The organism is Pontibacillus sp. ABV4_188, from assembly GCF_056311905.1.
Map to the genome: position 1 here is coordinate 725715 of NZ_CM149975.1, position 12666 is coordinate 738380.

Genomic DNA, 12666 nt, shown 5'->3' on the forward strand with positions numbered 1-12666 from the left:
GGAGGAGAGGACGATGATTCAATTCCATGACGTATCGAAACGATATAAGAGGAAAAATGTCCTCAACCCATTTTCCCTTACCGTGAAGGAAGGGAGTGCTGTAGGTATCATTGGACCAAATGGCGCAGGGAAATCTACGTTTTTGAAAATAGCTGCCTCGTTAGAAAGGCCATCAAAAGGAACGGTATCTTTTTTTGGTGAATCATATGAGAAGGCTATCCGTCATGTTCGAGCTAATATTGGATACGTGCCACAAGAGATCGCCCTTTATGAAGAACTTACCGTTAAGGAGCAGGTATCATTTTGGAGAAAAATTGAGCCTGTCGAAGTGGATGAGGCGTTCTTAAATGAAATGATCAAAACGCTACGCCTGGATGAAGTTTGGGATCAGCGGATCGACCGCCTTTCTGGGGGATGGAAGCGGAAGGTGAACATTTGTGTTGGAATGTTAAAGAACCCTTCTATTTGTTTATTGGATGAACCAACAGCTGGTGTGGACCTAGCTGCGAAAGAAGATATTATTGGCTGGCTTCTGAAGCTTCATCAGGAAGGGAAAACGCTTCTCTACATTAGCCATGATTGGTACGAGTTAAAACAATTAAGTGATGAATATCTGGTGTTTGCTTTAGGTAAGCCGGTTTTCCAAGGTAGTGAAGGGCGTTTGTTAGAGGAGAAATCCACATTAATGAATTCGTATAGTGAGGATCACGAACTCGCGCGTATTCTCCAATATGTTTAGATACAGAAAGGCTGTCTTGCTATAAACAAGACAGCCTTTTTTTGAGCCCGCTTCAGTACTTCAATTCTGTGTAATGAGCAATCGCTTACCATCTAGAACCCTTACAGCACTGAAGAGTGGCAATCAGAATTTGGAATGAAGGTTTATGTTTAATGAACGCCTTCATGGAATGGCTCCGTTTGTGATGCGAAGCGTACTCTTAATATGAGCTTGTGGCGCCCACTTCATGAGTGGAAATTTTTTCGTTTGATTGGGGGAGGTCTGTTCAGTTCACTCTCTATTTTCTTTCCCGCTAATACCGTAGAAAAATAATTGGAGCAATTCTTCTATGAATTGTTGGGTGCTTTCTTTGTCTTGGAAAAATTCGCTGTTGCTACGCATGGTTTGGTTATACATGTTAATGTAAAACATTATCATATTCGCAGATAAAGAAGAACTAACTACTCCTTCTTCTTTTCCTTGTTCAATCAATTTCATGAACAAAGGAATTGAGTGGTTTTGAGCAAAATCATTCGCAAATTCTTTTATTTCTGGTTGGTTTGACACCAGCGTTTGCACGAAATCAAGGTCAAAATCCAACATGTCTGTTGTTTTCGATGTTATGATATGGCGAATTTTATCTTCAAAAGAAAGAGAGGAGTCGTCTATTAATTCTTGAAATGTCTTAAGGCGTTCAAAACCATATGATTTAACGGCTTCAAGCAAAAGTTGGTCTTTGCTTCCGAAATAATTGTAGATGGTTACTTGGGACACTTGGGCAGACTTAGCAATCTCCTGGATACTTACTTTTTGAACCCCATATTTAGAGAACAGCTCAAAAGCTGTATTTAAAATTTTCTTCTTCTTTAGTTCTGTTCTTCGTTCAAAACCATTCATTGGCTCCACCTCTTCATTCCCATCATACCTTGGGTTTTGAAGCAAATCAATTCATTTAGTTCAAATCAATTTATCCCATTAACCCCGATTTTTTTTGCAAATGTTTCAATGTATTCAGCTGAGCGCTTAGCTAAGCTGTAAATGGTAAGGGTGGGATTGGCGGAAGGAGCAGTAACAAATGTAGGAGCTCCTGTTATGAACAAGTTATCAATATCATGGCTTTGTCCGTAACTATTTACAACAGAGGATTTAGGGTCACTCCCCATCCGACACCCGCCCATTAGGTGCGCGTGTGCTCGAAGGTGGTACAAGGGTTCACCACCTGCTGCTTCAGCTATAGATTTTAATGTTTCTTTAGCGTGTTCTCGTATAATTAGATCATTTTCATGGTAAGAGAAAGTTACTTTTGGAATGGGAATACCATTACCATCGAGCTCATCAGTTAATGCAACTTGATTACTCGCCTGAGCAATCACTTCCCCGAGCATCGCGAAGCTTGCGAAATGATTATAGTCAAGCATTCTCATCCTCATATTCTCACCGATACATGTTTCATCATTTTCTAGAAACAGTGTAGCTAATCGTACAGGTCTCATACCGTAAGAATTTAAGATGAATCCTCGCTTAAATCCATTCTCTTGACCACATAAATAGGGATCCATGGTTAATGCTTGAACGGGATTGCCTCGATACATTCGGATCTCCTCAGGAAATTTAGCGATGATATGATCATTTGTGTTCGTCATTAGGTATTTTCCTACAAGCCCTGAAGAATTCGCCAGACCATTCGGAAAGTCGTCATTTTTTGAGTGAAGTAAAAGGCGCGGTGTCTCAATCGCATATGCTGCTAAAACGACGATTTTGGCTTCGATTTCATGTTTCTGCCCATCCAACCTATAGTGGACAGTCTTTACTCGTTTTGAGGGATCAGTAGCTAGAGATGTAACGGTCGCTTCTGGCAAAAGGGTAACCCCACCTTGTATGGCTTCTGGTATAAACGTGTTCAAAGGTGTTGTCTTTGCGTTTGGCATACATCCTTCCTCGCAAAAGCCTCGATTGATACAAGGGTGTCTATCCTCAAGTGGCGCTGATAGGATGGCAAGAGGGGAGACGGCGTGTTGCATCCCGATCTTCTCTAAGCCTGCACGAAACTTTAATGTGTTATTTGAAAGGTCGTGATGAGCTGGGTATGGGAAGTGGACGCCAAAGGTCTGCCATGGGAAACGATTTGGCCCGGAAAGGGAAAGGCGTTTCGTCATGTGTTCATAATAAGGAAGGACGTCTTCGTATGAAATCGGCCAGTCTTCTCCAATGTCTTCTGTTGTCTTTGTTTTAAAATCACTTTTATGAAAACGTAAAAGTTGAGCGGTGTAATGCACCGCGCTTCCTCCTACACCTTTCCCAGATGTACTTCTGTGTAAGTCGAGCGGGTCTTGCCCAACACTTACTCTTGGCTCATCCCAGAACAGTTTCTCCATTTCTAGCTCATCACTTGCGAAATCTTTTTCAGGATCGCGGTGAGGACCTGCATCGAGCATAACCACGCTTAGGTTTGTTTTGGCTAAATGAGCTGCGATCACAGAGCCTGCTGCTCCCGCACCTATAATGCAAACATCATACGAGGTTTTCGCCATGAGGCTTAGCCTCCCACTCATCGAACTGGTGAGGGCCAAACGCGTAGTACCCCCTTGGGAAGGCAGGGCCTCCATAACCGATATCAGACCAAATCGCAGGATCTGAATAAATAATCTTTACAATTTCCGCTGATACCGTCGAGAAGAATAAGTCGCTATGCACTTCAGCCCAAATAGAAGGATCCCCATCACTCCCCCTCCATTTTCTTACAAGCTCATTTCTTGTCTTTTCATCTAGTAGATAAAAGGTTTTTCCATGTTCGGTTATGGCTTCTTGCTCCATAAAGGTTAACCCTTTTAAAATAATCGTTTCCTTAGAGAGAGTGGCTCCTTTCGGAAAGGCTTTAAGCTTCTTTGCGGTTAATCTCTGATCGAGTACCATTGTCAGGCTTAAGGTTTGTTCTCCAAGATGTGAGGGAAATAACGTTTTAGCTAAAGCCTGCAAGGTTCGCTTCATGTCAGGCGTTAGAATGGAACCCTCTGATGGATGAATACGTGAGAATAGAACCTGCTGGGTAACAAGGTCCCATTCGTTTTTTTCGCTCATAACGTCATAAGTTGGGTAATATGTTCGTTTTGGATGCTTGTTCATAATCATTTACTCCTTTAATACCATAAATTGAATAGTTGAATGACAGCAAATGCCGCTACTGTAAACGGAAGCACAAAGGGAGGACCAACTTGCAGATTCTCATACTGGAGCCCTCCCGTTCGCCCTGCAATAGCTCTGATGTGCAAAATACCGCCATACAGACCTGCTCCTATAATCAGACTACACATAATCGTTTGTAACCATCCTGCCCATGAATAAGGGAAGACAACCACAAGGAAACTCGTTAAAGCAAAGAATGGCAAGGCAAAAACAGGGATCCACATTTGCCATTTATGAAATTTACCTCTGTGGTGATAAACGGTGATTTGCACCCAAATCATTAATATACCTAGCGTCAGGAGGAGGGTAAGTACTTTTCCCAAGGTCCATGAATCCCAGTTTTCTAACATACAGTCACCTCGTCTATGTATTTACATCTATTTTTGGCAAATATGGGGACGCTATACATCGTCCACCTAGACAGAAGGGGAGATTTAGCATTACGATAGTTAAGAGAGAAATTTTTGACAGAAGGGACAAGTGAGTCATGTCAAAGTTAGATTTATCCCAATTTGAGAAGAAAGTTATTGTTCGAAATATAAGGCATGAAGATATTAAGCCAATCATGAATTTGCAGTCGATTTGTTTTCCGAATATGGAGCCTTGGGAAGAAGCCCATTTAGAGAGTCATCTAGAGCACTTCCCTGAAGGTCAATTTTGTGTAGAAGCGGATGGAGAGATTGTTGGGAGCTGTTCAAGCCTCCTAGTGAACTTTGATGAGTATGACGACCAGCACACATGGGATGACATTACAGATGAGGGGTACATCACGAATCACGATCCTGAAGGGTATAACCTTTATGGGATTGAAGTTATGGTTCATCCAGAGTACCGAGGATTAAAGATCGGTCGCCGTTTATATGAAGCGAGAAAAGAATTAGCCCAGCAAATGAATCTGAAAAGTATCATCATCGGAGGACGAATCCCGAACTACCATCAGTACGAAGATCAAATGTCGCCTCGTACGTATGTGAAAGAGGTTATGAATAAAAACATCTATGACCCGGTATTAACATTTCAGATTATGAATGGGTTTACAGTGATGCGAGTAAATCCAAACTACTTGCCTGATGATCAAGCATCTAGCAAGTATGCCACGCTAATGGAGTGGAATAATGTAGACTATCGCCCGACGACAAAACGCTATTTTAAGACCTCCTACCCTGTACGCATTACAGCGGTACAGTATATGATGAAGAATATTAACACATTTGATGAATTTGCACGTCAAGTAGAATATTACGTTGATGTTGCAAGCGATTTCGGATCAGATTTTGCTCTGTTCCCAGAAATTTTTACAACACAGCTGATGTCTCTATTCAATGAGAAGATTCCGTCTAAAGCCGTTCGAAAAGTAACAGAGTACACGGAAGATTATATTGAACTGTTTACTCATTTAGCTGTTAAATATAACGTCAACATTATCGGCGGGTCTCATTTTGTAGAAGAGCAGGATCAAATTTATAACATTGCTTATCTGTTCCGTCGAGATGGGACGATTGAAAAGCAATATAAAATTCATGTAACCCCTAATGAAAAGAAATGGTGGGGCATCCAGGCAGGCGATACGGTAAAAGTATTTGATACAGATTGCGGTAAGATTGCTATTCAAGTCTGTTATGATGTTCAGTTCCCTGAATTATCTCGCTATGCTGTAGACCAAGGGGCGAATATTATCTTCTGTCCATTCTGTACCGATGACAGGCAAGGATACCTTCGTGTACGCTATTGTGCTCAAGCGCGCGCTGTAGAAAACCAAGTGTACACGGTCATTGCTGGTACGGTTGGGAACTTGACGCAAGTAGAAAACATGGACGTGCAATACGCGCAGTCAGGGATCTTCACACCATCTGATTTTGAATTTGCAAGAGATGGTATTGTAGGAGAAAGTCAACCAAACACCGAAACGGTCGTTGTGGGAGATGTAGACCTTGAGGTGTTAAGGCGCCAACGGAAATCAGGAACGGTCCGACAACTCCGTGACCGTCGTAAGGATTTATTTGAAACAAATTATAAGAACTTATCGACAGAAGTTGTAGAAAACGAATAAAAGATCAGGGGTGGTCGAGAATGTTTGAAGGACAAACTGCCATAATCACAGGAGCTTCTAGAGGGATAGGGAAAGAGATTGCCCGACAGTTTGCTGCAAAGGGTGCGAAACTTGCTATACTCGGAAGTTCAGATCACATTCACGCGACAAAACACGAATTAGAAGAAGAGGGGTACGGTGAGATCCTATCCTTTCAAGCTGATGTAAGTAATGAAGATGAAGTAGATCATGTCGTAGAAGCTACGAAGAATGCGTTTGGACGAGTAGATATCTTAATCAATAACGCAGGCATTGGCATGTTCAAACTTGTTGAAGAGGTCACGGTAGAAGAGTGGAGAAAGGCGTTTGAAATAAACGTACAAGGGGTGTTTTTATGCACCAAAGCTCTGATTCCTACTTTTAAGAAACAAAAAGCAGGTACCGTCATAACGATTTCTTCTGATGTGGGTCGCTATACGATTCCTAATGGTTCGTTGTACACCTCAACGAAATATGCCGTTCAAGGCTTTATGGGAGCGGTGGCTCAAGAGGTGAGAGAATACGGTGTTCGAGTAGGAACGGTTAACCCAGGAATGGTGGATTCTAATTTTGCTGATTCAAAACAAGGCGACCCCGAGAAAAAGAATTGGCTAAAAGTAGAGGACATCGCAGAAGCAACGGTCTATATGGCGAGTGCCCCAAAGCATATGCAAATCGACGAAATGCATCTTCATCCTCTTGTTCAAGAATATCCACGAACATAGACTCTCAGGCGATCAGCTTTTTAGCTGGTCGCTTGTAATCGTTAGAACTGTAAAACAGTTTAAAGAGTGTTATGATTTTTGAGAACCCCCTTCTCTGGCAACGAATACATATCAGATCGCAAGACTGTCAAAGGAGGAAGATGATGAACATTGTTGTTATAAACGGTACACCCAGAAAGTACGGCCGCACACGTATTGCGGCAAAACACGTAGCCGAACGGTTAGATGCTCATTTAGTGGATTTAAGCACGATGAATTTACCTATGTTTAACGGGGAAAAAGAGCAAGGAGACCTTGCTGAAGTTCAATTGTTACAAGAAACCGCGATGGAAGCCGACGCTTTCGTTTGGCTTTCTCCAGAATATCACAGTGGCATGAGCGGAGCTCTAAAGAACTGTTTGGATTTCCTTGGCGGTGATCACTTCCGTCATAAGCCGACCTTGCTTTTCTCTGTTGCAGGTGGTGGTAAGGGCGGGATTAATTCCCTCAACCAAATGAGGATTATTGGTCGTGGCCTTTATGCGAATGTTATTCCAAATCAACTTGTACTAGATCCACACTGCTTCTTAAGAGATGAGGATTGTTTAACAGATGATGCAGCAGAGAAAGTTCAAGTGGTCTTAGACGAATTTAAAAGCTATATAGAGCGCTATGTAAAGTAACAACAAGGAGAAGGGGACCCTCGCAGTTTAGAGCTGTGGGGGTTTTTGGTGCATTTAAAAAGGTGCTCCCTGTTAAAGGAACACCTTGGATGCTAAACTTCTTCTGTAGATTCTGATATAGAAAAGGCAGGCATATGGATCATCGCGTGATCAATATAGTGCATTAAATCCCCATGCGATGTCATAACTTCCTGATCATTTTGGGAATAATGATACGAGTGAAGGAACGACTCAATTTTTTTCGCCAAAAAATCATCTTTCGTTCGTACCATTAAGATCAGTAAGTCGTCCCACTGCCCCCAAAGTGTGAAATACAAAGCTTTATCATAATCAGCTATATAAACTGTCACTGAGGCATTGCCCCTTTCAAAAAGGGTTACTTCTAGTTTGACCAGAATGAAGGTCTTCACTCTTTGACGTTGTTGGGGATCTTGTCAAACAATGCCTGAATAGTTCTTTGATGCATTTAGGATAATAAGTGTATGACAGCTATAAGGAGTGATGAATCATGACAAGCCGAAATGGAAGTAAAGGAAGCCAAAATCAGAACTCACCGAAACGAACTGGGAAACTAAAGGGTGGCAAAATGAACGAAGAGTTTGGTAAAGAAATCGCCTCAGGCGATAACAATAAAAACACAGAATACCGCTCTAAAAAGGGAAGTAAATCACAACTTAAAAACCCAGGAAATCACTAGGGTGAATGGTACAAGCGCGTCCAAAAATTGGGCGTGCTTGTTTTTGTATAAACCGATATGAAGGATTCCATACTAAGGGCACAAATACAACTAGGAGGTACCAACATGAAGATTAAATTAGTAGGCGTAACAATTCTTTCTGCGGCCGTATTATTTGGTTGTTCAGCTGAAGGGGATAAAGAATCCCGTATGGGTACTCAAGGCAATAACTATGACGAAAGTGCTCATAATCAGCAAAATTACGATGCTCAAAGAGATGGCTTTAACCAAGTCGACTACGACAATGGTCCATACAATGGCCAAATGAAAAACGGCCAGAACTACGGTGAAGAAAACGTAGGAAATGAAGACACATATAAAGACGACAAAGATAACAACCGTCGTTACAGCGTAGCGGACAAAGTTGCTGACAAAATTACAGCAGATATTGATGAAGTGAAACGTGCATACGTTCTGAAAACAGATCGTAATGCATACGTAGCTGTTGTGAAAAAAGGCGAAAGCACAAAAGAACTAAATGATGATCTAAAGAAAGAAATTTCAAAAGCAGCCAAAGCAGCAGACAAAGACATTAACAATGTATTTGTTTCTTCAAATCCAGATTTCTTTGATATGACAGGTGACTATGTACGTGACGTACAAAACGGTGATCCTGTAAGAGGATTCTTTAAAGAATTCGGTCAGATGGTCGACCGTATTTTCCCTGAAGCTAACTAAATGTAAGGTAGCCCTTGTTTTGAAGTGCCCCTCGCGCGCTTTGGAGCGGGGGTTTTTGTTTGGTTTGGGGTTGGTTGCGTCTGGTTGTCTGAGGCAGAGGAGTGGCTCGTGAGGAGGGGCTCAAGTTCATGGAAAGTGGCTCAAGAGGTCAGTGCTGATGCGGGGAGTGGCTCAAGTTCATGGAAACCAGCTCAAGCCTGGCAAAAGCGGCTCAAGCTAGTCTGTACCGGCTCAAGCTGAGCGGAAATTGACTCAAGTAGGAGAAAATGCGGCTCGAGTCAACGCAGACTGGCTCAAGTTGAATAGTGGTCGGCTCAAGTCAAGGAGAAGGGGCTCAAGATCCGAGAAAAACGGCTCGAGAGGTCAGTGCTGGTGCGGAAAGTGGCTCAAGTTCAAGGAAACCAGCTCAAGCCTGGCAAAAGCGGCTCAAGCTAGTGTGTACCGGCTCAAGCTGAGCGGAAATTGACTCAAGTAGGAGAAAATGCGGCTCGAGTCAACGCAGACTGGCTCAAGTTGAATAGTGATCGGCTCAAGTCAAGGAGAAGGGGCTCAAGATCCGAGAAAAACGGCTCGAGAGGTCAGTGCTGATGCGGGAAGTGGCTCAAGTTCAAGAAAACCAACTCAACCTTGTCAAAATCGGCTCAAGCTAGTATGTAGCAGCTCAAGCTGAGTAAAGATTTAACCCCAATCAATACTATTTTTTCCAATAAACAGTTATTATTGTTATAGTAAGAAGTGAAAGGAAGTGGTCTAATGGTAAATATTAAAAAGAGAACGGTGCCTCCTGTTATTAGGCAAACGGAGGCTTTGCTTAGACGATTACCTCAAAATCATCCAAAACGTGACACTATTGAAAAGGAGATAAATAAAAGGTGGGCTGGTTATAGAGGCGAACAGGCTTTGGATTACTATTTAGGTTTTTTGCCATTCTCCACATATCGCATTTTTCATGACCTCCGGTTGAGTGTGTACGGGAAGTCGTTTCAAGTGGACACCATTATTCTTACACCCCAAGTTGGTTTTTTGATTGAAGTGAAAAATCTGGCTGGTGTGATTACAGTAGATGATGAATCAGGTCAATTCACGGTTTTAAAAAATGGAATTACTAGGAGGTACCAAAATCCTTTGGCTCAAGTTAACCGGCAGCTTTCTCAACTTAAGCAGTGGCTCCATGCCCATGAGATCTACACTTACCCCTTACTTCCTCTAGTTGCAATTAGCAACCCTAACGCGGAGTTAAACTTTAAAGATACACTCTCCGTTCCTATCACCCACCTCGACGTAACCGTGGAGCGAATCAAAAAATTACACGCCTCTTACGAAAATAAAAAGTCTTTCTCCTTAACTCCTCTAGAACAGGCACTACTTCAACAACATCGCCCCTATTATTCTGATATCCTACAGACGTTTTCTATTCCCTCCTCTCATATCCAAGTTGGAATCCGCTGCCCTACATGTAAAGAATATAGTATGACTCGTGAGAAGTTATCATGGGAATGTCCCGCTTGTAAGACTCGCTCTCGCATCGCACACAGGCTCGCTGTGGCTGATTATTTTTTATTATATGGTTCTACATTGACGAACCAAACGTGTCAACATTTCCTCGGACTCCATTCAAGACATGCTATTTCGAAGCTGTTAAGTCGTATGCCTCTTTCTTATGCAGGTTCTACTAATGCTTTAACCTACCTCAGACCCTCCAACATAGAAGAACTCATTAAGCAATAAAAAAACACTCAAGATACCTTGAGCGTTTTAATTCGGTGGTGGATATTCACTGATATGGATGGTGTTGTCCCCATCTAAGACATAGGCAAAAAAGATCGGGTGTGTTGATGTGTAATCTTGCTTTTTGAGTTGTTCCAGTAACCAGGTTTCATCTTTTTCGATGAGAGATAAATTACGGTGTTGAACTTTCCCTTCTACGATTACCGATAAAGGAATGCCTTGATAAGGTAGTTCCATTCCCATATCAGCAGGTGTGAGAGGTGCGCTCTCACGTTTTGGGATGACACTAACGTCTCCGTTTGGTTCTAAAAAAGCGTACTCAATTTCTTTTACACGTGGATGGCCGGATGTCCTTAGAACTGACAACAATTCAACTAAGGAGAAGCGTGATTTTTTCAAGTTTTCGGGTAAGATCACTCCGTGCCGGACTAAGACCGTGGGCTGTCCAATTATAAAATGTTTAATGCCATCCATCAGGCTCATCCGAGAGAGGGCGTAATGGGTTAGACCGATTCCAATAATTCCGATAATTGATTGGAGGTATGTATCAATCTGTATCGGTTGAAAAGCCACATAGGCTAGGAAAAACAAAGCTGCAAAATCGTGTGGTGTCAATTGGGCGAGGGCCGACTTTCCCAATAAGCGGACCACGAGAATATATAACACAAAAATCAGTAGCAACGGTGGAAGAAAGTTCAACATATCATCCCGCCTTCCCAACAACATTAAAGGTTAGTCTATGTCGGGATATGAAATGTATGCAATTTATTTTGCGACCAATACACCCACTTAAAAGATAAAAAACGAAAACTTTTGTATGATTCATAACCCCTGGTGAAAAGGTAAGACTATCCTACTCTAAAGGAGATTCGGTTATGAAATCTTTAATGGTAAGTATTATGGCTCTTCTTATAATGGTTCCAGCTGCTGGATTTGCTCAAGATACAGATCGTACAGCTGCTTTTGTAAGAAACGGCGATTTGTGGGTCGTTCAAAATGGTGATGAGAAGAAGGTTACGCATACCAAAACAGTGACAGGTAATCCGATTTGGTCTCATGATGGTCAATATGTTGCTTTTTTGCAAAAGGGTGTATTGAATGAGCAAGGAAAACTTTCCAATGAGCTTTGGACCTATCGTATCGATGACCAAAAGAAACAGAAAGTATATACAAATGCATTCAATCCACAATGGTCGCCTACTGACAATCGAATTGCGTTTCAACATGAAGGAGCGTTAAGTATCTCAGACTTACGTAAATTCTATAATGTCTCAGTAGGAGTTGGTGGATACACATGGCTTCCGGAGGGGGATGGATTCTTATTGTCCTCGAATGCAACGCTCACCCCAAATGGTTGGACGAATGCTGTTCTTTATAAAAAAATGATTCCGGATAAGCTGGTGGATGCTATTGATACAGGAGCGGAAACGTTCTATACAATTCCGAAACAGTTGGAGACGGGTGAGGCAGAAATTCCTGCGATCGGGGCAGAGGTCTTTCGTTTTTCCCCGAGTGGAGAATGGGTTTCTTTTATTGTGTATCCGACAGCTTCTTGGTCAATGGACAGCAACATGCTTAGTGCGATTCGGACAGATGGGTCTGATTTTTCAGTAGTCGATGAGGTCATTACGGGAGTTGGAGTACCTAAGTGGGCACCTACAAAAGACATGCTCGCTTATATTGGAGGGAGCGGGCGGCTTGTCTTCGGATTTAAGGATAAGGACTTGAAAGTTAAAGAGTTTCCGGCTTCGAATTCGCTTACCCCGAATAAGTATGCGGAGCTTGATTTTACTTGGCTATCAGATGAACAGCTCGTTACATCCCGGGTGAAAGAAGCGGAATGGTCAAATGATCCTGCCATGCGTCCAAAACCATCGTTATATATAGTCGATATTAAAGACCAGAATCAAACTCAAATTACCTCATCGAAAGAGGGGCAGGGAGACTATCGACCAGTCTATTTAAAGGAAGAAGAAAAACTTGCTTGGTTACGAGGAGAGAGTCTTACGGATGAACATCTAGAAGTATGGATTGGGGACAAGGACGGAAAAAATGCAGAGAAATGGCTTGAAAATGTGAGTGGAATCTCGTTTTATCAACCATAACACTCCGAAAAACGTTCATTCCCAAACAACCTCCTTCATACAATTGTTATAAGACTTGTATGA

14 protein-coding genes are annotated in these 12666 nt (G+C 42.2%); 8 read left to right on the forward strand and 6 right to left on the reverse strand.

Going from position 1 to position 12666, the window contains the following annotated elements; all coding sequences use genetic code 11:
• The first annotated feature begins 13 nt into the window (after positions 1-13).
• Positions 14-739, forward strand: a complete 726-nt coding sequence (locus tag ACYX4O_RS03655) for an ABC transporter ATP-binding protein (protein WP_476354668.1) — start codon at positions 14-16, stop codon at positions 737-739.
• 270 nt (positions 740-1009) lie between these two features.
• Here the strand turns inward: ACYX4O_RS03655 and ACYX4O_RS03660 are convergent, their stop codons facing one another.
• The 4 genes from ACYX4O_RS03660 to ACYX4O_RS03675 form a co-directional block, all read right to left on the reverse strand.
• Complete coding sequence (locus tag ACYX4O_RS03660; RefSeq protein ID WP_476354670.1) at positions 1010-1615, reverse strand: TetR/AcrR family transcriptional regulator; 606 nt, start codon at positions 1613-1615, stop codon at positions 1010-1012.
• Between the two features lie 65 nt (positions 1616-1680).
• Complete coding sequence (locus ACYX4O_RS03665; RefSeq protein WP_476354672.1) at positions 1681-3249, reverse strand: GMC family oxidoreductase; 1569 nt, start codon at positions 3247-3249, stop codon at positions 1681-1683.
• Positions 3230-3841 (reverse strand): gluconate 2-dehydrogenase subunit 3 family protein, encoded by a 612-nt coding sequence (locus ACYX4O_RS03670; RefSeq protein WP_476354674.1) that lies wholly within the window; start codon positions 3839-3841, stop codon positions 3230-3232. The genes ACYX4O_RS03665 and ACYX4O_RS03670 overlap by 20 nt, the downstream gene beginning before the upstream one ends.
• Positions 3842-3855: 14 nt before the next feature.
• Positions 3856-4251, reverse strand: a complete 396-nt coding sequence (locus ACYX4O_RS03675) for a hypothetical protein (RefSeq protein ID WP_476354676.1) — start codon at positions 4249-4251, stop codon at positions 3856-3858.
• Between the two features lie 137 nt (positions 4252-4388).
• Between ACYX4O_RS03675 and ACYX4O_RS03680 the strand changes: the two genes are divergently transcribed.
• The 3 genes from ACYX4O_RS03680 to ACYX4O_RS03690 all read left to right on the forward strand — a co-directional run bounded on the left by ACYX4O_RS03680 (position 4389) and on the right by ACYX4O_RS03690 (position 7356).
• Entirely contained in the window at positions 4389-5951 is a 1563-nt protein-coding gene (locus tag ACYX4O_RS03680; RefSeq protein ID WP_476354678.1) for a GNAT family N-acetyltransferase, read from the forward strand.
• A 20-nt stretch (positions 5952-5971) separates the two neighbouring features.
• Positions 5972-6694, forward strand: coding sequence for an SDR family oxidoreductase (locus tag ACYX4O_RS03685; protein WP_476354680.1), 723 nt, complete (start codon positions 5972-5974; stop codon positions 6692-6694).
• 143 nt (positions 6695-6837) lie between these two features.
• Positions 6838-7356 (forward strand): NADPH-dependent FMN reductase, encoded by a 519-nt coding sequence (locus ACYX4O_RS03690; protein WP_188654176.1) that lies wholly within the window; start codon positions 6838-6840, stop codon positions 7354-7356.
• Between the two features lie 92 nt (positions 7357-7448).
• Here ACYX4O_RS03690 and ACYX4O_RS03695 read toward each other — a convergent pair whose 3' ends face one another.
• On the reverse strand, positions 7449-7706 hold the full coding sequence (locus ACYX4O_RS03695) for a YhdB family protein (protein ID WP_476354682.1): 258 nt from the start codon (positions 7704-7706) through the stop codon (positions 7449-7451).
• Positions 7707-7864: 158 nt separating this feature from the next.
• Between ACYX4O_RS03695 and ACYX4O_RS03700 the strand changes: the two genes are divergently transcribed.
• From ACYX4O_RS03700 to ACYX4O_RS03710, 3 genes are all read left to right on the forward strand, one after another.
• Positions 7865-8053, forward strand: a complete 189-nt coding sequence (locus ACYX4O_RS03700) for an imidazoleglycerol-phosphate dehydratase (RefSeq protein ID WP_188654171.1) — start codon at positions 7865-7867, stop codon at positions 8051-8053.
• A gap of 105 nt (positions 8054-8158) precedes the next feature.
• Positions 8159-8770, forward strand: a complete 612-nt coding sequence (locus ACYX4O_RS03705) for a YhcN/YlaJ family sporulation lipoprotein (RefSeq protein ID WP_476354684.1) — start codon at positions 8159-8161, stop codon at positions 8768-8770.
• A gap of 753 nt (positions 8771-9523) precedes the next feature.
• Complete coding sequence (locus ACYX4O_RS03710) at positions 9524-10498, forward strand: nuclease-related domain-containing protein (RefSeq protein ID WP_476354686.1); 975 nt, start codon at positions 9524-9526, stop codon at positions 10496-10498.
• Between the two features lie 27 nt (positions 10499-10525).
• Here the strand turns inward: ACYX4O_RS03710 and ACYX4O_RS03715 are convergent, their stop codons facing one another.
• A complete protein-coding gene (locus ACYX4O_RS03715) occupies positions 10526-11179 on the reverse strand; it encodes a DUF421 domain-containing protein (RefSeq protein WP_476354688.1) in 654 nt (217 codons plus the stop codon).
• A 194-nt stretch (positions 11180-11373) separates the two neighbouring features.
• Between ACYX4O_RS03715 and ACYX4O_RS03720 the strand changes: the two genes are divergently transcribed.
• Positions 11374-12603, forward strand: a complete 1230-nt coding sequence (locus ACYX4O_RS03720; RefSeq protein ID WP_476354690.1) for a TolB family protein — start codon at positions 11374-11376, stop codon at positions 12601-12603.
• Positions 12604-12666: the final 63 nt, after the last annotated feature.